General features: G+C 72.1%; 16 protein-coding genes and 1 pseudogene. 7 read left to right on the top strand and 10 right to left on the bottom strand.

Features of this window, described 5'->3' with window-relative positions; all coding sequences use genetic code 11:
• Nucleotides 1-42 precede the first annotated feature (42 nt).
• The gene (locus TR48_RS21830; RefSeq protein WP_042369990.1) at nt 43-228 is read right to left on the bottom strand and encodes a CsbD family protein; all 186 of its coding nucleotides are present in this window, start codon (nt 226-228) and stop codon (nt 43-45) included.
• 291 nt (nt 229-519) lie between these two features.
• Between TR48_RS21830 and TR48_RS44440 the strand changes: the two genes are divergently transcribed.
• The 4 genes from TR48_RS44440 (at nt 520) to TR48_RS21815 (ending at nt 8,145) form a co-directional block, all read left to right on the top strand.
• The gene (locus TR48_RS44440) at nt 520-687 is read left to right on the top strand and encodes a hypothetical protein (protein WP_170183549.1); all 168 of its coding nucleotides are present in this window, start codon (nt 520-522) and stop codon (nt 685-687) included.
• 197 nt (nt 688-884) lie between these two features.
• Nucleotides 885-5,390 (top strand): hybrid sensor histidine kinase/response regulator, encoded by a 4,506-nt coding sequence (locus tag TR48_RS21825; RefSeq protein ID WP_161789881.1) that lies wholly within the window; start codon nt 885-887, stop codon nt 5,388-5,390.
• Nucleotides 5,391-5,467: 77 nt separating this feature from the next.
• The gene (locus tag TR48_RS21820; RefSeq protein WP_042369987.1) at nt 5,468-7,738 is read left to right on the top strand and encodes a PP2C family protein-serine/threonine phosphatase; all 2,271 of its coding nucleotides are present in this window, start codon (nt 5,468-5,470) and stop codon (nt 7,736-7,738) included.
• Between the two features lie 44 nt (nt 7,739-7,782).
• Nucleotides 7,783-8,145: an STAS domain-containing protein gene (locus TR48_RS21815; RefSeq protein ID WP_052442867.1), complete on the top strand. Its 363-nt coding sequence runs from the start codon at nt 7,783-7,785 to the stop codon at nt 8,143-8,145.
• A gap of 54 nt (nt 8,146-8,199) precedes the next feature.
• Here the strand turns inward: TR48_RS21815 and TR48_RS21810 are convergent, their stop codons facing one another.
• Nucleotides 8,200-9,048 carry an SRPBCC family protein gene (locus TR48_RS21810; RefSeq protein ID WP_042369984.1) on the bottom strand — a complete coding sequence of 283 codons (849 nt, stop codon included), beginning with the start codon at nt 9,046-9,048 and terminating at the stop codon, nt 8,200-8,202.
• Nucleotides 9,049-9,254: 206 nt separating this feature from the next.
• Here TR48_RS21810 and TR48_RS21805 point away from each other — a divergent pair, with 206 nt between their 5' ends.
• Nucleotides 9,255-9,779, top strand: coding sequence for a DUF4383 domain-containing protein (locus TR48_RS21805; protein ID WP_042369928.1), 525 nt, complete (start codon nt 9,255-9,257; stop codon nt 9,777-9,779).
• A 10-nt stretch (nt 9,780-9,789) separates the two neighbouring features.
• The gene (locus tag TR48_RS21800; RefSeq protein ID WP_042369925.1) at nt 9,790-10,272 is read left to right on the top strand and encodes a DUF427 domain-containing protein; all 483 of its coding nucleotides are present in this window, start codon (nt 9,790-9,792) and stop codon (nt 10,270-10,272) included.
• Between the two features lie 152 nt (nt 10,273-10,424).
• Here TR48_RS21800 and TR48_RS45690 read toward each other — a convergent pair whose 3' ends face one another.
• The 7 genes from TR48_RS45690 to TR48_RS21760 all read right to left on the bottom strand — a co-directional run bounded on the left by TR48_RS45690 (nt 10,425) and on the right by TR48_RS21760 (nt 16,665).
• Entirely contained in the window at nt 10,425-10,673 is a 249-nt protein-coding gene (locus tag TR48_RS45690) for an ATP-binding protein (RefSeq protein ID WP_236652260.1), read from the bottom strand.
• Nucleotides 10,674-11,391: 718 nt separating this feature from the next.
• Complete coding sequence (locus TR48_RS39095; RefSeq protein ID WP_161789880.1) at nt 11,392-11,763, bottom strand: STAS domain-containing protein; 372 nt, start codon at nt 11,761-11,763, stop codon at nt 11,392-11,394.
• Between the two features lie 245 nt (nt 11,764-12,008).
• A complete protein-coding gene (locus TR48_RS21780; RefSeq protein WP_042369923.1) occupies nt 12,009-12,377 on the bottom strand; it encodes an STAS domain-containing protein in 369 nt (122 codons plus the stop codon).
• On the bottom strand, nt 12,374-13,489 hold the full coding sequence (locus TR48_RS21775; RefSeq protein ID WP_042369921.1) for a cobalamin B12-binding domain-containing protein: 1,116 nt from the start codon (nt 13,487-13,489) through the stop codon (nt 12,374-12,376). The genes TR48_RS21780 and TR48_RS21775 overlap by 4 nt, the downstream gene beginning before the upstream one ends.
• Nucleotides 13,486-15,114 carry a PP2C family protein-serine/threonine phosphatase gene (locus tag TR48_RS21770; protein ID WP_042369918.1) on the bottom strand — a complete coding sequence of 543 codons (1,629 nt, stop codon included), beginning with the start codon at nt 15,112-15,114 and terminating at the stop codon, nt 13,486-13,488. The genes TR48_RS21775 and TR48_RS21770 overlap by 4 nt, the downstream gene beginning before the upstream one ends.
• 370 nt (nt 15,115-15,484) lie before the next feature.
• Nucleotides 15,485-16,246, bottom strand: a complete 762-nt coding sequence (locus TR48_RS21765; RefSeq protein ID WP_042369916.1) for an SDR family NAD(P)-dependent oxidoreductase — start codon at nt 16,244-16,246, stop codon at nt 15,485-15,487.
• On the bottom strand, nt 16,243-16,665 hold the full coding sequence (locus tag TR48_RS21760; RefSeq protein ID WP_042369914.1) for a VOC family protein: 423 nt from the start codon (nt 16,663-16,665) through the stop codon (nt 16,243-16,245). Before TR48_RS21760 ends, TR48_RS21765 begins: the two co-directional genes overlap by 4 nt.
• A 278-nt stretch (nt 16,666-16,943) precedes the next feature.
• Here TR48_RS21760 and TR48_RS39090 point away from each other — a divergent pair, with 278 nt between their 5' ends.
• Nucleotides 16,944-17,456, top strand: coding sequence for a hypothetical protein (locus TR48_RS39090; RefSeq protein ID WP_052442864.1), 513 nt, complete (start codon nt 16,944-16,946; stop codon nt 17,454-17,456).
• 82 nt (nt 17,457-17,538) lie between these two features.
• Here the strand turns inward: TR48_RS39090 and TR48_RS21750 are convergent.
• Nucleotides 17,539-18,715: pseudogene (locus TR48_RS21750) on the bottom strand (DNA-binding protein); the annotation flags it as partial.

The raw sequence follows: 18,715 nt of genomic DNA, 5'->3' as shown, positions 1-18,715 counted from the left end.
GGTGTGGCCATGGCCACACCGCCCCCGCTGGCGCGCTGGGGATCAGCGCTTGAACGCGTCCTTGGCCGCGTCCTTGACCTTCTCGCCGGCCTGCTTGACGTCGGCGGCGGCCTGGTCGGCCTTGCCCTCGGTCTTGAGGCGCTCGTTCCCCACCGCGGAACCGGCGGCCTCCTTGGCCTTGCCCTTGAGCTTGTCGCCGGTGTTCTCGGCCTTGTCACCCATGCTCATCTCGACCTCCGTCGCTGTGGTTCCGATACGCAGCGCGTGCCCTGACAGGGCTGCGGCATGCATGGCACTTTCGAGCTCGTTCGGGACGGGCCGTGCGACGGCGACGATCGACACGCCACGCATGTCGCCTGCGTTCCGGGGCACATGCGGCTTCAAAGCGGTCGGACACGCCTGGGCGCCGGGTTCTCGGACTCTTCCTCGGCTGCGCGGGAGGCGCCCGCGGCCGAGGAAGACTGCGACCGACGTCACCCCCCTCGGCCGGCGAGCGCACCTTGCGAAGGAGACACGGACATGGTCTGGATGCTGCTGCTCGTCATCGCCGCGATCGTGCTCGGCATCGTCGGGGCCGTCGCCAAGGGGCTGCTGTACCTGCTGGTCATCGGCGTCGCGCTGTTCCTGGTCGCGCTTGTCGTCGGCGTCCTGCGGCTTCGCGCAGGCGGACGCCGCCCGGTGCGCTGACCGACCGGCGAACACACGCGTCTACCCGCTTCAAGAGATTTCATTCACCGAAATTCCAGATCCGCGAGAGCGCCTGCTGCGTCGACGAACGGGGCGCCGATCCGTGCTCCCCTGGCGACCATGCGGGGGTCGAATTGCCTCTACTCTTGGGCCGTTCGTAGTGTGCGCGGGTTTCGTGTTTCGTGCGGAGAGGTTCGGTGACCGTGGTGGCGGGCAGGGACGCGGGGCGGCGCAATCAGGAGGCAGCCGAGGCGGGTGCTCCGGGGCTGGGACAGTTGCTGGCGGGTCTGACGGCGGTGCGGGATGGTGACTTCAGCACCCGGCTGCCGGAGGACGACGAGGGGTTGCTCGGGGAGATCGCCGCCGTGTTCAACGGCATGGTCGACCAGCTGTCGCTGTTCACCTCCGAGGTCACCCGGGTGGCGCGCGAGGTGGGCACCGAGGGACGGCTCGGCGGCCAGGCGGAGGTCCCGGGCGTCTCCGGGACGTGGAAGGACCTGACCGAGTCGGTCAACGCGATGGCCGGGAACCTCACCACCCAGGTGCGCGACATCGCGCAGGTGGCGACGGCGGTGGCCACGGGCGACCTCTCGCAGAAGATCGACGTGGACGCCCGGGGCGAGATCCTGGAGCTGAAGAACACCGTCAACACGATGGTCGACCAGCTCTCCTCCTTCGCCGACGAGGTCACTCGCGTCGCCCGCGAGGTGGGCACCGAAGGACGGCTCGGCGGCCAGGCGGACGTTCCGGGCGTCGCGGGGGTGTGGCGGGACCTGACGGACTCGGTCAACTTCATGGCCGGGAACCTCACCGACCAGGTCCGCAACATCGCGCAGGTCACCACGGCGGTCGCCAAGGGCGACCTGTCACAGAAGATCCAGGTCGACGCCCGGGGCGAGATCCTGGAGCTGAAGAACACCGTCAACACCATGGTCGACCAGCTCTCCTCCTTCGCCGCCGAGGTCACCCGCGTCGCCCTGGAGGTCGGCACCGAAGGAAAGCTCGGCGGCCAGGCCGAGGTCTCCGGCGTCGCGGGGGTGTGGCGGGACCTGACGGACTCGGTCAACTTCATGGCCGGGAACCTCACCGGCCAGGTGCGCGCGATCGCCCAGGTCGCCACGGCCGTCGCGCGCGGCGACCTCACCCGCAAGATCGATGTCGCCGCCCGGGGCGAGATCCTGGAGCTCAAGACGACCATCAACACGATGGTCGACCAGCTGTCCTCGTTCGCCGACGAGGTCACCCGGGTCGCCCTGGAGGTCGGCACCGAGGGCCGGCTCGGCGGCCAGGCCGACGTGGTGGGCGTGTCGGGCACCTGGAAGGACCTGACGCAGTCCGTCAACGTCATGGCGGACAACCTCACCGCCCAGGTCCGTTCCATCGCCGAGGTGACCACCGCGGTCGCGCTCGGGGACCTGACGCAGAAGATCCGCGTCGACGCGCGCGGGGAGATCCTGGAGCTGAAGGAGACCATCAACACGATGGTCGACCAGCTCTCGGCGTTCGCCGACGAGGTCACCCGCGTCGCCCGTGACGTCGGCACCGAGGGCAACCTCGGCGGGCAGGCCACCGTGCGGGGCGTGTCGGGCACGTGGAAGGACCTGACGGACAACGTCAACGTGATGGCGTCCAACCTGACCAACCAGGTCCGCAACATCGCCCACGTCGCCACCGCCGTCGCCAAGGGCGACCTGTCGCAGAAGGTCACCATCGAGGCCCGCGGCGAGGTCGCGGCGCTGGCGGGCGTGATCAACCTGATGGTCGACACCCTCTCCGCGTTCGCGGACGAGGTCACCCGGGTGGCCCGCGAGGTCGGCACCGAAGGACAGCTGGGCGGCCAGGCGCGCGTCCCCAACGTCGCCGGCACCTGGAAGGACCTCACCGACAACGTCAACTCGATGGCGACGAACCTGACCAACCAGGTCCGCAACATCGCCCAGGTCACCACGGCCGTCGCCCAGGGCGACCTGACCCGCAAGATCGACGTCGACGCCCGGGGCGAGATCCTGGAGCTCAAGACGACCATCAACACGATGGTCGACCAGCTGTCCTCGTTCGCCGCGGAGGTCACCCGCGTGGCGCGCGAGGTCGGCAGCGAGGGCCGCCTCGGCGGCCAGGCCGAGGTCGAGGGCGTCTCCGGCACCTGGAAGCGGCTGACCGAGAACGTCAACGAGCTCGCCGGGAACCTCACCCGGCAGGTGCGGGCCATCGCCGAGGTCACCAGCGCCGTGGCCCAGGGCGACCTGACCCGCTCGATCGCCGTGGACGCCTCCGGCGAGGTCGCCGACCTCAAGAACAACATCAACGCGATGGTGCACTCGCTGCGCGAGACGACCCGCGCCAACAACGACCAGGACTGGCTCAAGACCAACCTGGCCCGCCTGGCCGCCCTGATGCAGGGGCAGCGCGACCTGCCCGTGGTCGCCGAACTGCTCATGGACGAGCTGACCCCGCTGGTGGAGGCCCAGTACGGCGCGTTCTACCTCACCGAGGACGGCACCGACCAGGCGCAGTTGCGCATGATCGGCTCCTACGGCCGCGCGGAGACCGACAGGCCTTCCTACGCGATGGGCCAGTCGCTGGTCGGCCAGGCGGCGCGGAGCAAGCGCACCATCGTGGTCGACGCCCTGCCCGACGACTACGCGCCCATCTCCTCCGGTATGGGCTCCACCACGCCCAAGGCGCTGATCGTGCTGCCGCTGGTGATGGAGGACCAGGTCCTCGGGGTGGTCGAGCTCGGCTCGGTGACCGAGTTCACCGCGGTGCACCGGGACTTCCTCCAGCAGCTCACGGAGACGGTCGGGGTGAACCTCAACTCCATCCTGGCCAACGCCCGCACCGACGAGCTGCTGGCGGAGTCGCAGCGACTCGCCACCGAACTGCAGGACCAGTCGGGCCAGTTGCAGGCCCGGCAGGACGAGCTGCAGCGGTCGAATGCGGAACTGGAGGAGAAGGCCGCGCTGCTGGCCTCGCAGAACAAGGACATCGAGGCCAAGAACCTGCAGATCGAGCAGGCGCGGCAGGAGCTCGAGCAGCGCGCGCAGCAGCTTTCGATCGCCTCGAAGTACAAGTCGGAGTTCCTGGCCAACATGAGCCACGAGCTGCGCACCCCGCTCAACAGCCTGCTGATCCTGGCGCAGCTGCTGGCCCAGAACCCCGGCCGCAACCTGACGCCCAAGCAGGTCGAGTACGCCGGGATCATCCACTCCGCCGGTTCTGACCTGCTGCAGCTGATCAACGACATCTTGGACCTGTCCAAGGTCGAGGCGGGCAAGATGGACCTGAGCCTCGAGCGGACGGCCCTGCGGGCGCTGACGGACTACGTCGAGGCCAGCTTCAGGCCCCTGACCAGTGGGAAGGCCCTGGAGTTCCGCGTCCACGTCGCTCCCGGCGCCCCGGGGACGCTGATCACCGACGAGTCCCGGTTGCGTCAGGTGCTGCGGAACCTGCTGTCCAACGCGGTGAAGTTCACCGAGTCCGGCCGGGTGGACCTGCGCATCTCCAGTCCCGTCGAGGAGGAGGTGCCCCCGGGCCTGCGCGGGCGCGGCCCAGTGGTCGCGTTCGAGGTCGCCGACACCGGCATCGGCATCTCCGACGAGCAGCTGAGCGTCATCTTCGAGGCCTTCCAGCAGGCCGACGGCACCACCAGCCGCCGCTACGGGGGCACCGGGCTCGGCCTGTCCATCAGCCGGGAGATGGCACAGCTGCTCGGCGGCGTCATCACCGTCGCCAGCCGCGTCGGAGAGGGGAGCAGTTTCACCCTGTTCCTTCCCGCGCGTCACCCGGCCACGGACGACATCGGCCTGATCGAGCACGACGAGGACAGCGCCGTCACGCTGCCCGCGGAGGGCCACCTGGTTCACGCCTCGGAGCGCCGTCTGCTGGTCCTGGAGAAGGAGACCCGGGGCCTGGTGACGCTGGTGGCCGAGAGCGCGGTCGCCGACCTCGCCGCGGCCGACCCGAACGGCAGCCCCGTCCGGGTCAGCAACGTCTCCCAGGTCACCGAGGCGGCGGCCGTCCTCGCGCTGGACCAGCAGCACTGCATCGTGGTGGAGCTCGACGCCGCCGACCCGCAGGTCTGGCGGTTCCTCCAGGCCCTGGACGAGGACCACGCGCTGCGGGACATCCCCCTGCTCGTCCACGCGCACTCGCTCTCCGCGGTCGACGACAAGAGGCTCAAGGACCAGGCCGGTCAGCGCCCCGTGGACGTGACCGCGAGCCTGGACGAGCTGCGGGCCCGCATCCGCGAACGGCTGGCCGCCCAGGCCCCCGCTCCGGTCCCCAGCACCACCCGGAGCACCGCGGTGTCGATCGAGGTCGACGAGCGCCTGGCCGACCGGACCGTCCTGGTCGTCGACGACGACGTGCGCAACGTGTTCGCGATCACCCAGATCCTGGAGCTCCAGGGCATGCGGGTGCTGCACGCCGACAACGGCCGCACCGGCCTGGAGACCCTGTCGGCGCACCCCGAGACCGCCCTGGTCCTGATGGACGTGATGATGCCGGAGATGGACGGCTACGAGGCGACGGCCGCGATCCGCGCCATGCCGCAGTACGCGACCCTGCCGGTCATCGCCGTCACCGCCAAGGCCATGCCCGGAGACCGCGACAAGAGCATGGCGGCCGGGGCGGACGCGTACATCACCAAGCCCGTCGACGCCGCCGCGCTGCTCGCCGCCATCGAGGAGGTGCTGGGCCTGTGAGCAGCCGCGAGACCGCCGGTGGGCGGGACATGCTGCCTGCGGATCGGGCTGACGACCGGTCACCGGGACGGCGGGGCGTGGTGTCCGGCAGCGCCGGGCCGGGCATCGGCCGACTGGAAAGCGCGGTGCAGCGCGTCCGCGCCGCCCTGCCGCTCCCCAGCGAGACCGCGGACGCCCGGGCCATGGTCGACTGCGCCGTCGGCATCCTGATGGAGCGTGGCCGTCTGAATGTCGCCCGCGCACGCGCCCAGCTGGACGAGATGGCCGAGACGGCCGGCACCGGCATTCTGCAGACGGCCGCCGACCTGCTCGCGCACGCCCCCCACCAGGGCCCTGCCGGCGCGTCGGCCCCCGGCGGCGACGTGCCTGCGTACGGCGTCGAGGGCCACCAGGCCGCGCAGGCTCTGCTGGACAACGCCCTGCACCCGCTCGGCGCCCATGCCGTCGCGGTATGGGCGCAGGCGAGCGACGGCACCCTGCACCTGGCGGGGCAAGCCGGGTTCCCGGCCGACGCCCTGCCCGCCGCGCAGCCGCGCACCACCGCGGGGACCCCCGACACGGTCGCCCGGCGGGCGGTCGCCGGGGCCGCGGTGGCCTGGTCTTCGGCGCAGGAACCGGTGCCCAGCGGGCGGCCCTGCCACACTTCGCGAGCGGCCGCGCCCGCCTACCTCGGCGGTCAGATCGTGGGCGCCCTGGAGGTCTGCTGGCTGGAGCCGCCCGATCGTGACGCGCACCTGGAGCGCAGCCTGAACGCGCTGGCCGACCTCGCGGCCCACACCCTCACCCTGGACACGCAGCCCCTGAGCGCCGCTCACGCCGCGGTCCCCGACACGGACGTCACCCGGCTGGCCGACAGCCTGCCGGACCCGGTCATGGTGCTCACGCCCGCCTTCGACGCCCGCGGCCAGCTCAGCGACTTCACCATCGCCTACACCAACGACCGTTTCCAGGATCTCGCCGGACGCCCCGCCACCTGCGTGGTGCGCCGCGGCTTGCGGCAGACCTATCCGGCGTTCACCCGGCCGGGCGGCCTGTGGGAGAAGGTCGAGCACGTCCTCGCCACGGGCGAGCCCTACCGCTCCGAGGACTTCCCGCTGCACACCCAGGTCGGGACGGTCAAGGTCACCACCGAGGCGCAGCTGGGCGTGAGCCGCATCAACGATCACGTCCTGGTGACCTGGCGTCTCCAGGACGAGAACGCCCAGCGCCTGGGCTCCCTGCTGCAGCACGCCCAACGGCTCGGCCGCATCGGCGGGTTCGAGGACGACCTCGCCAGCGGCCGGACCACCTGGAACCAGGAGCTCTACGACCTGTTCGGCAACCAGGAGGGCACGCCGCCCCTGCCGCTGGCCGAGCTGCGCGAGCGCGTCCACGAGGACGACCGGGACAGCTTCGACGCGTTCCGGACGACCGTCACCCGCTACCACAAAGCCGCCTCGGTGGCGCTGCGGGTGCGGCGCAGCGACTTCGTGATCCGCCATGTGAGGATCACCGCGGAGCCCGTGCTGCACGGCGACGAACTCGTGGCCGTCCGCGGGGCGTGCCAGGACGTCTCCGCGCACCACTGGACCGAGGTCGCCCTCGACGCGACCCGCGACCAGCTCGCCCAGACCCAGGCGCACGTCTCCGAGCAGGCACGGCTCACCCGCCAGCTGCAGCACGCCATCATGCCCGCCACGCCCCAGACCACCCAGGTCCGGGGGCTGGACATCGCCGTGCGCTACCGGCCGGCGAGCCAGGACCACGCGGTCGGCGGCGACTGGTACGACACCGTCGAACTGCCGGGCGGCACCGTCCTGATCGCCGTCGGCGATGTCGCGGGCCACGGCATCGGCGCCGCCACCGGCATGGTCGCCCTGCGCAACGCCCTGCGCGGACTGGCCGCCACCGGGGCCGGCCCCGCCCAGCTCCTGGCCTGGCTGAACAACGTCGCCTTCCACCTGACCGACAACGTGACGGCCACCGCCATCTGCGGCATCTTCGATCCCGCGACCCGCACCCTGTGCTGGGCACGCGCCGGCCACCTGCCGCCCATCCTGTTGTCGCAGGACCCGCCACGCCAACTGACCAGCGGTCCGGGGATCCTCCTCGGCGCTCTGCCCGACGCCTCCTACACGGAGCAGCAGCTCACGCTGAACCCCGGCGAATCACTGCTGCTGTTCACGGACGGCCTGATCGAACGCAAGGACGACATCGGACAGGACGACCTGATCGGCACACTGGCCGACACCGCCTACCCGCGCGACAAGTCCCTGTCCGACCAGCTCGACCATCTGCTGGCCCACAGCCGCTCGGACACCGACGACGACACCTGCCTCATCGGCGTCCACATCCCCTCGGAACTCTGACACCCGGGCCCGACGTCCCCCAGGACACGAAGCAGAAAGACATCATGCAGCAGCCGCCCCCGGCCACCCCTCAGCGTCTTCACATCGACCTGATCCAGCACCCCCGCGGCACCGCCGTGCGGGTCATCGGTGAGCTCGACTACGACACCGCCCCCGAGCTCCTGACCACGCTTCAGCATGTCGTGGCCGAGTATCCCGGCCCCGTCGTCCTCGACTGTGCGGAGATCAGCTTCTGCGACTCCAGCGGGCTCAACGCCCTGCTGCGCGCGCGCCGCAACGCTTCCGAGCACCATCGCCCGCTGATTCTCGTCGCCCCCAGTCGTGCCACCGTGCGCGTGCTGCGCATGACCGGGGCGGACGCCGTCTTCGGCACCGCGTCGACCGTGGAGGAAGCCCTCGGGACATGAGCCGCGCGGGCGACGTCCAGAAGGCAGGCAGGAGTGCACTCGCGCCGAGGCGGGTCACTCCTCCTCCAGCGCCTCCTGGTGCGTGGTCACGACTTCGCCGTCCCTGATCTCCCCGCGCCATCCCTCGATCTGCTCGCGCTCCGAGAGCGTCCGGGTCATGACGTGGCGGCGGAAGTGCTTGAGCTCCAGTCGGACGCGTCGGCCCTGGGCACGCCACAGGTTCCCGGTCTTCTCGAAGAGCCCCTTGGGGTGGTACTCGAGGACCACGAGCACGCGGGTGAGGTTCGGCGTGAGCGCATGGAACGTGACGGCTCCGTCCACGTGGCCCTTGGCGCCGGTGGAGCGCCAGACGACGTGCTGGTCGGCCACCTGCTCGGTGATGGTCGCCCGCCAGGTCCGATGGGACCACAGGACCTGCGCCTTCCACGTGGCCTTCTCGTCGGACTCGTGCTCGACGCTTTCCACCTTCTTCATGAAGCCGGGAAAGGAGCCGAACTGCGTCCACTGGTCGTAGACCACCCGCAGCGGAGCCCCCACGTCGATGGACTCGACGATGTTGGTCAGCTTCAGCTTGCTCGCGCCGCCCCCACCGCCGAAGAGGCTTTTGATCTTCTCCTTGAGCAGCGTCCCTCCCGCGTTCACCGCCGCCCGCAGCGGCGACTTCCCCTGGGCCAGTGCCGTCCCCCCGCTGACCGCCGCCATCAGGCCGGGGCTCGCGGGGTCCTCGGCGAACTGGGTGAGGCGTTCCACGAGCTGGTCGGCGTGCTCCTCCGCCACGGACACCACCCGCTCGCCCGCGGCGGCGATCCAGTGCTCCGCCTGTCCGCGGAGCCGGTCGAGGGGCAGTTCCTGGGCGAGCTGCGCGAGAGCGCCGGCGCGCTCGTTCCTGTCGTTCCTGGCCACGGGGGTCACCTCCCTTGCCGCATACGGGCCCCCGGTCCCAGGCATCTGCCCCGCGACCGCGCACCTACGCCTGCAAGAGCGGGGCGGCTCGCTCCCGCACCCCGCTGCCCTCCGACGGGACGCTGCGAAAGCGATGCGCATCGCCCGTGCCGGGACCCTCGCCGAGCGTGGAACCTCAGAGCAGTCCCACTGATCGGGAGGACGCGATGAAGCTCAAGGACGAACTGCCGGTGGACCACCGGCTGGCGCAGGTCTACCGGTACGGGGCCGGGCTGTGCGGGGTCGCGCTGCTGGTGTTCGGATGCCTGGGGTTGGCCAACGGTCTGGCGTTCTTCGGCACGCAGGGCGAACGCGTGGCAGGGCTCTCCAGCAACGGCCTGCTCAGCGTGGTCTCGCTGGTGTTCGCGGCGGTCCTGATCGCCGGCGCCGTGATCGGCGGCAACACGGCGTCGACGATCAACATCGTGGTCGGCGCCCTGTTCGTACTCAGCGGCTTCGTCAACCTCGGCCTGCTGCAGAGCAGCGCGAACTTCCTGGCGTTCCGCATGGTCAACGTGCTGTTCAGCTTCATCATGGGCCTGATCATCGCCACCTTCGGCATGTACGGGCGCATCAGCATGAAACTGCCGCACGACAACCCGTACTGGCGCGCCCGCCACCCCGAACAGGCCGCACCCGCGCGACCGGCGCACGCCCTGTCGGCTCCGGCGCGGCCCGCGCCTCGCCTGTAGGACGCCCGGCGTGGACTTCGACGACCTCGGGATCGAATGCGTGTGGGACTATCCCCGCCCGCCGGTGCTGGTTCCCAGCCGCAGCCGGGTGACCGTGGTCTTCGCCGGCGTCGTCATCGCCGACTCGACCCGGACCTTCCGGGTCCTCGAGACCAGCCACCCGCCCGTCTACTACGTGCCCGCGGCCGACGTCGTCGCCGGTGTCCTGCACCGCGGCGCGGGACAGTCGTGGTGCGAGTGGAAGGGCCGGGCCGTCTACTGGGACGCGGTTGTCGCGGACCTGGTCAGCCGGAGGGCGGCCTGGGGTTATCCCTCGCCGTCACCGGACTTCCGGGCGCTGACCGGCGCTGTTGCCTTCTACCCGGAGCGGGTGGACCGGTGCACGGTCGACGGGGAACCCGTGCGGCCGCAACCCGGTGACTTCTACGGGGGCTGGATCACCTCGCGGATCCGGGGGCCGTTCAAGGGGGCTCCGGGATCCGAGGGGTGGTAGCGGCGTTCTGCTCCCCCCGGGTCGCGAGCCGGGAGCGGAGCGGGGGAGCGAGGACGCACAGGCGCAGTCCCGGCGGGCTTCAGACGATCGGAGTCGTTCCCCCCGGCCTCCGGCCTCCCGGGCCGCCGCCTCGTAAAGCCCAGGGTGCGGCCTTAGCGGTGGAAGTCGGCCCACACCGTCTTTCCGCGGGGGCCTGGCACGGCGCCCCAGGCCAGGGCAAGGAGTTCGACGACGTGCAGCCCGTGGCCACCCGGAAGGGACGGCTCGGCGGGACGGGGCGCGGGCGGCCGCGGCTCGGCGTCGGCGACCGACACCGTCACCCGGCGTCCGTCGAGCACGACGGCGATCTCGGTAGCCCCACCACCGTGCTCGGCGGCGTTGGCGACGAGCTCGGACACCACCAGGAGGACGGTCCTCGACGGCCTCGCCCGCCGACGCGTCATCCGCCTGCCAGCGCCCGTCGGCGAGAACCTGGCGGGTGAAGTCCCGAGCCCGACCGACCGGCCCCGGAACACCGCGCAGCGACAGCCGGCGCACCTGCTGTGCGGGCATGACGGGTCGGTCCGTCTCCGGTGCGCTCACAGCGGCCTCCCCCCGGTATCGGAGGGCGATCCCGTTCTCCCGGTGGCCGAGGTCGGCGCCGCGGGGAAAGACGCTGTCGGCCTTCGGGCGCCCGGGAGGGAGCGCCCTGGGGTGTCCGCTGTCCGCTCGTTCATGGGCAGCGTCTCCCCTTGTGGTCCGGCGGTCATGCGTCGCAAAGGGACCCTCAGCCCCCGCCTCCCGGGGTGAGCCGGGCTCGGGGCAGTCAAGGGGCGACCCAGCGGGAGGAGCGGACGGACAGGCCGCTTCATGGCCTGATGTTCCAGTACCGGCCGCGCTGCCTGCGCGACCCGGAGCCAGCGGCAGCTCGACAGCGCCCTGACACAGGACGGCTCCCAGATGGACATCCTGGCCGGCCGCCGCACCCGCGCCGAGGTCGTCCGCGCGTTGCGCAGCCTCGCCGGGGCGGTCACCGGATACGACCTGGGCTGAGGCCCCGGCCGACCCTGCCGGGGCGCCGACCTGCGGGCGTCGATGCGGTATCGGGGGTGGGCCCCCGCGGAGGTCGCCCGGCGGCTCTCAGGCGGCTGCCGCCTCGCCGAGCCCCGCGAACTGGAAGCAGCTACCAGCGCGGGCCAGCTTCAGCACCCGGCGGACCGGCTCTGCGGGCGCGATCAGCACGAGCGGCGAGCCCTGGTCGGCGGCCGCCTGGCGCAGCCGCAGCAACGCGTTCAGGCCAGCCGCGCTGAAGAAGCGCACGCCCGACAGTTCGACCCACAGCTGCCGCGAGGGACGCGCCCGGTGCAGGGCGTCCAGCAGCGCCTTCTCCGCGATGGGTGCGTCGTCCGCGTCCACCTCGCCGGCGATCCGGCACAGCACGGCGCCGCCGACGTCCCGGGTGTCCACCGAAACGATCCACGGCGCGGCCCGGCCGTCGGCAGATGTGCGCATCGAGGACTTCATGGCCGATCCTCTCCACCCCACTGGCCACCACCGAAAGACAAGGGGGCGGCACCGAAGACGGGCGGGCGGGCGGCTCCCGGAAGCGCGACGACGGCGGTCGGCAGGCCCGGCCAGATCCACAGTGGATCCACGGCCGGTTACCTCGACCGTACCCGTTTGGGACGGTCTACGCGGATTGGGACGTCAAGATTGCGCCGATCCCCGGGCGCGTTTCCGGCGTCGTCCGTCGAGGATCACGCTTCTGCCGGGCCGTTGCTCACGTTCCCCGGCGGCGCGGTGAGATGGTTCAGCACGTTGGTGAGCTCCAGCATGCGTCGCATCGCCGGCGGCTGGTTGTCCAGGTAGAGGGTCGCGCCGAGGGCGCTGGTGCGGCGGTGGACCATGAGCAGGGCCGACAGGCCGGAGGAGTCGATACAGGTCAGACCGCTGAAGTCCAACCGGACGTGGGTCGGCGGGTCCTGGTCGTCCGTCAGCTGCGCCGTGACCGTCTCGGTGAGGCCGCCGCAGGTGTCGAAGTCGAGCTCCCCGCAGACCCGCACGATCATGGTGGCGTGGTCCCGGCGGACGGTGAGGGTCAGTTCGGTGGGCGGCACGTCGGTCATGCGCGGATGCCGAGTTCGGAATCGGGGTCGGGGAGGGAGCCGGAGCGGGCGTCGGGGACGCCGGCGTGCCGACGAAGGGCCAGGGTGCCGTGCCGGATCAGGCCCAGGCTGCGGGGGAAGTCGCGCAGCTCCTGGGCGAGAGCGTCGAGGCCGGCCACCAGTGAGTGGGGCGGGACGTGGCGGGCCTGGAGGATGTCGGCGGTCCAGGTGAGGAAGCCGGTGAAGAGGTCGGGGTCGTCGACGTAGAGGGCGGTGGCCAGGAAGTCGACGATGTGGGCGAGGTCCTCGGCCGTGCGCTCGCGCTGGACGTCGCTGTAACCGCGCATCGCGGGGAAGCGGTTCTCCAGGTCGACCAGCGTGTGCTTGACGAGCGTGGCGCGGGACTGCACGACCAGCGTGTACTCCTGGTCGGCCAGGTGCGGCAGGTCGTCCACCGCGAGGCGGGTGGCGGACACGTCCGGCCGTGGGATGCGTGCGTCCAGGACGGCGACGGCGCCGCGGGCGTCGGCCGCCCACCGGTCTGCGCGAAGGGCCCGGGCGTAGCGGCCGTCCCGTCCGAAGGCGCGTCCGCCCGCCAGGACGGGGACGCCGGTGGCCCTGCAGGCGGAGATGGCGGCGTGGGCGGTGGGCAGGTGGGTCGGGATCGAGCCGGACAGCAGGACGGCGTCGGGGTTGGTGCCGTGCAGGTGCGCGATCAGGTGTGCGGTCGGGGTCTGAGCGCCCAGGTAGTCGACCCGCCAGCCGTTGAGGGCGAGGACCTCCGCGACGAGGCGGGCCGGCATGGCGTGCCACTCCCCGTCCACGCAGCAGACGGTGACCCGCCCCCGGTGGGCGCTGTGCGGCGCGCCGTCGGAGCGGTGGGCGAGCAGGGCGATGACCCGCTCGTTGATCGCTGTCGCGCCGTGCTCCTGTGCCACGGTGATGCGGTTCGCGGCCCACTCGACGCCGACCCGCTCCTGCACGGGGGCGATGACCTCCAGCAGCAGCGTCTCCTTTGTCGTGCCGTCGGCCAGGGCGTCGAGCACGGTGGCGGCCGCCGCGCTCTCGTCACCCTCGACCACGGCCCGCCACAGGCGCTCCACCAGGTCGGCTGGAGCGGGGGAGTGACTCACTGGGGATTCCTCGCGTTCACGGAGACCGGGACGTCGCGGTGCCCGGTGGCGCGGCCGGGCAGGCCCGCTCTCGGGGCGCTGATGGCCACCGCCGCCATGTCGTCGTGGTGCCCGGAGCCGATCCACTGCGAGGCCAGCATCTGCACGCGCTCCACGATCGCCTCCGCGGGCATGCCCGCGCACTCGGCGAGGGCGCGCTGAAGGCGGTGCTCGCCGAAGAACTCGTCCCCGAGCGGACCGCCGCGGGCCTCGGTGAGACCGTCGGTGTAGAGAAGGCAGGTCTCGCCAGGGCCGAGCACCGTCAGCACCGTCTCCGCGGTGACCGACGGCAGGGCCCCGACCAGGGTGCCCCGGGTGGCCGCCTCCTCCACGGTGCCGTCGGCGCGCACGATCAGCGGCGGCAGGTGCCCGGCGCTCGTCAGCCGCAGCTGCGTCCCGTCGGCGGTGCTGCGCACGGAAGCGAGCACGAGCGTCGCGAAGCGGGTGTGGTGCGAACTGAGGAGTGCCCCGTTGAGGAGTCGCAGCACGCGCTCGTGATCGCCCGCCAGCGGCAGCAGCGCGTGCAGGGTGTTGCGGATCTTGCCGGTGAGCACGGCGGCGTCCAGGCCCTTCCCCGCGACGTCGCCGAGGACGACGAGGGTCTCCTGCGAGCTGTCGGCGCCGGGATGGATGTCGTAGAAGTCGCCGCCGACCCGCTCATGGTCCTTCGCGGCCCGGTAGTTGCCCGCGTACTCCACGCCGTTGACGTTGCGCAGGGTGGGAGGCAGCAGATCCCGCATCAGGGTCGCGGTGATCGAGGCCTGCTCGGAGTACAGGCGGGCCGCCGACAGGGCGGCCCCGGCCCGGGCGGCGAAGAGGCGGGCGAACACCTCCTCGCCCTCCGTGAACGCCCGCTCGGTGCTGGAACGCAGCAGGATCAGCGCCCCGGCGGGCACGCCGTGGCCGGGCAGAGGTGTCACGATCACCGAGCCGACCGTGCCCGAGAAATCGTCCGGGATCACCCAGTCGGGGAGGTCACCGGGATCGATCCAGCGGGCCGGGACGGGCGGGAAGCCCTGCAGCGCCTCGGCGAGGCCCGGCACGCCGGACACCTCGATCCGCTGCGTGGTCTGGGTGACGGGACCGCCCTGGCACGCGTAGGTGACCGACGAGCGTCGGCCCTGGGGCGGCGCGACCAGGACGGCGGCCTCCGCCAGGTGCTGGGCGGCCATGGAAGCGGACACCTCCATGCAGCGCTGCACGTTCAGGGTGGACAGCAGCGCGGTGGACGCCTTGGACAGGATCTCGGAGCGTGCCTGGGCGTCCCGCAGGGCGGTCTCGGCCAGCCGCCGGTCGGTCGCGTCGACCAGCCACCAGACCACGCCGCCGTCGTCGCCCCCCGTCGGATGCGCCTCGAAGAAACGATCGTCGATCAGCCCTGCCGCCACGGACCGCACCCCCGTCCGCTGTCCGCCGACATCGCCGCCCTCCGCGAGGGAGCCCCTCTCGAGGAGGGCCTGGTGGGCGTCGGACAGCCAGGAGGGCACGTGCTCCCACAGCCGCCCGCCGCCTTCGGCCGCGGGCAGCAGTCGCCGCCCGGCCTCGTTGACCAGGACCAGGTCCCCGTACCGGTCGACGACCAGCACAGGGTAGGGGGCATCACCCCACGTCGCACCAGTTCTGAGGTCGGCGGCGGACGGTCGGGCGGAGGAACTGCGGGAAGTAGCCAAAAGTGGAGGCACGCAGCCCGCGCACCTCACCACCTTCCTGACGCTAGGTGACGTATGTCCTCGGTAACCGTCGCCTATCGGCTCGCTGTCATGCAAGTCCAGAGGAAGAGCCTCACGCAAACCACACAACCGGTCACTGCGGGAGGCCACCGCGGGCGCCACCTGCGGGCGGGTGGCCTCCGCCTCGTCAGGCCCAGGCCGGCCCCGGGCCGTCCAGGCCGTCCTGCAGACCGCTCGTCCGGGCAACCTGTCCGACGCCCATGAGCAGGCGAAGTCGCCGGGCGGATCAGGTCCGCAGGTAGGAGGCGCCGTTGAGGTCGACGACGGTGCCGGAGGCCCAGAGCGCGGCGGGAGACGCCAGGAACTGCACGGCGGCGGCGATCTCCTCCGGGGTGCCGACTCTGCCGAACGGGCTTTCCGCGCGGAGGCGTTCGCCGTCCGGGCCGGAGAGCTTCGCGGCCTGCCGCTCCGTGGCCACGAAGCCGGGAGCGACAGAGGTGACCGCGATGCCGTGCGGGGCGAGGGCCACCGCGAGCGACTGGCCGAGCGTGTGCAGGGCGGCCTTCGTCGCGCCGTAGGCGGGGAAGTCGGGTTCGCCCCGGAACGCGCCGCGTGAGCCGATGTTCACGATCGCGCCGCCGGCGCCGCGGCCCACGAGGTGGTTCGCCACGGCCCAGCTCAGATCGGCCGCGCCGAGGAGGTTGACCTCGACCATGCGTCGCCAGATCCGCTGCCAGTCCGCCAGCGGGGTCTGCGCGATCGGGTGGCGGGTCTCCGCCGTGGGGGCCACGGCGGCGTTGTTCACCAGCACGTCCACGGCGCCCAGCGCGGCGACGGCGTCGGCCACGACCTGCTCGGCCGCGCCGGGCTCGCCCAGGTCGGCCTGGACCAGCGCGTGCCCCTCGCCCGGCAGCTGCCGCACGGTCTCCTCGGCGTCCGCGCGGGCGCCCGCGTACTGCACCGCGACCCGGTCGCCGCCGCGGGCGAAGGCCAGCGCGACGGCCCGGCCGATGCCGCGCGAGCCGCCGGTCACCAGGATTCCCCTCATCGAGCGAACACCATCGACTCGTCGCGGAAGGACTTGAACTCCAGGGCGTTGCCCGCCGGGTCGCGGAAGAACATGGTCCACTGCTCGGCGGGCTCTCCGGCGAAGCGGAGGTACGGCTCGATGTCGAACCGCACCCCGGCGGAGCGCAGCCGCTGGGCGTACGCGTGGAAGCGCTCTTCGGTCAGGAGCAGACCGAAGTGCGGGATCGGCACGCTGTGGCGTTCGACCTGGCTGTTGCCGACCGGTTGCGGCGCGCTCGGCACGAGGTGGGTGACCAGTTGGTGTCCCTCGAAGTCCCAGTCCACCCAGTGGTCGGTGCTGCGGCCCTCGGGCAGGCCCAGCACCTGCCCGTAGAAGAGGCGGGCGGCGGGCAGGTCGTCGACCGGGATGGCCAGGTGAACGGCGGGCCGCTGGGACATCGGGGCTTCTCTCCGGTGGACGGTGGACGGTGCACGGTGGACGGTGGACGGTGGACGCGGCGGCCGGACGGCCTGCTCGCGCCGCCATCCTAGGGTCCTGTGCGGGCGAGGGTCGTCCGCACAGGACCGTGACGGGCAGTCATCCGCCGTCGTGTTCCCGGGACTCTGGTGCGCGCTCCTCGCTCCCCGCGCGCATGGCGACGGGGAGGCTGGGCAGACGCCCAGCGGCACCGGGGGAGGACGCCCCCGGCCCTCGTCCACGGGAAGCGGGAGGCATCGTGATCCTGGTTGGTCTCGTCATCCTGATAGCCGCAGTCGTCGTCGGGGTCGCCGGAGCGGTGAGCAACACCGGTTCGGCCCACGGCCTCGGCGGCGGCTTCTCGGTATTCGGCTACCAACTGACCGGCTCAAGCAGCAAGCTGTTCCTGTTCGGCATCGCGGTCGGCGCCCTGGCCGTCCTCGGGCTGGGCATGCTGATCGCAGGCGCGCGCCACCGGTCGCGTCTCGGCCGCCTGGCACGGGCTGACGTGCGGGAGTCCCGCAAGCAGGCGGCGGCCGCCCGCCGCGAGCGCGACAGGGTCACCGAGCAGCACAAGGAGGCGCAGGAGCAGGCCGCGCGGGCGCGCGCCGAGGCCGCCGAGGCCCGCGCCGAAGCGGCCAAGGCCCAAGCGAAGGCAGCCGCCCCTGCCGCCTCCGCCGCGCCGAGCGGCGAGGCCGGGGCCCCCGGAAGCCGACCCGGCTGGCTGTACCGCCTCCAGGGCCGCCGCAGCGCGGACAGTCGGCACGCGTGAGGGCTGACCCCGGGCCGCCGGCCCGGGGTGCTCCCCACTTTCCGGCCACGCCACTGGGTGCCGCGCCCGGCCCGACGAGCCGTCACGGGTTCTCGGGGTCGGGGCTCTCGACGACGCGGAAGGTGGGGTCGGTCATGGCCAGCGGTTCGCCGGAGCGGGTCCGGCGGGGGGTCCCGGTGATGCGGAGCAGTTGGCCCGCCTCCAGGTCCGGGTGGAGCGTGTGGAAGTGGATGGTCAGGGTGCCGGAGTCGTCCGCGACGGTGCCCTGGAGGGTGTGCCGGTCCCCGTCCTGGGCGTCGGTGATCTCCTGGAGGCGCCCTTCGACGGTGACCTCGCGGCCCGCGACCGCGCGGGCGATGGGGGTGGCGCCGGGTTCGGGATGCGGTTCCTCGTGCTCGGCGACGGCTGGCGGCGTGGAACCGGCCAGGCGCGCGAGCAGGCGTTCGTAGGCGCGGGTGAGACGTTCCTCGGGCAGGTCGGGGAAGCGTTGCCGGATCTGTTCCTGCACGTCGTAGGGGATGATCGTGGCGGCGGCGTGGGGGATGCGGTTGACGACCCGGGCGATCTTGTCGGCGGTCCGGTCGTGGAGGAGTCGGCCGAGCAGCGGCGCGTAGCTGCGTCGTGGCAGGACGACGGTGACGCCGGTGTCGCCGCGGTCGCCGCAGGCCTGGAGGGTGAACTGGCCGACCGCCCGCACCAGGCGGCGGTCGGGGCAGTCGATGATGGTGAGCGGGACCTCGAGGCCCAGGTGGTCCCAGCGGCTGCGCAGCCGTTCGGCGTGCGCTGCGTCGATCATGAAGTGAACGGCTCGGATGTCGTTCAGGCGCAGACTGTTGGCGTAGCGCAGAGCCTCCAGGACGGCCAGGTCGACGCTGTTGACGAGGACGAACAAGCGCCGGTGGGAGTAGTTGGTCTGCTCGGCCGGGCTGCCGCGGACCTCGTCCAGGATGGTCGCCTCGGCGCGGTACTCGCGGTTGACCCGGATGAGAGTGAAGACCAGCAGCGGGAAGACGATCACGACGAGCCAGGCGCCCTCGGTGAACTTGGCGACGGCGAAGATGGCGACGACCAGGGTCGACAGGATGCCCGCCGACAGGTTGATGACCAGACGCCGACGCCAGCCGGGGGTGCGGTGGTTCAGGTGGTGCTTCGTCATGCCGTAGCCGGCCATCGAGAATCCGGTGAACACCCCGATGGCGTAGAACGGCACGAGCGCGTCCACCGTGCCGCCGGTGGCGGCCAGCAGCGCGACGGCCAGG

The sequence above is a fragment of the Streptacidiphilus neutrinimicus genome (genome assembly GCF_000787815.1).
Lineage (GTDB): Bacteria > Actinomycetota > Actinomycetes > Streptomycetales > Streptomycetaceae > Streptacidiphilus > Streptacidiphilus neutrinimicus.
Note: the sequence above shows the minus strand (reverse complement) of the source record. Positions and strands in the feature narration are given on the sequence as shown.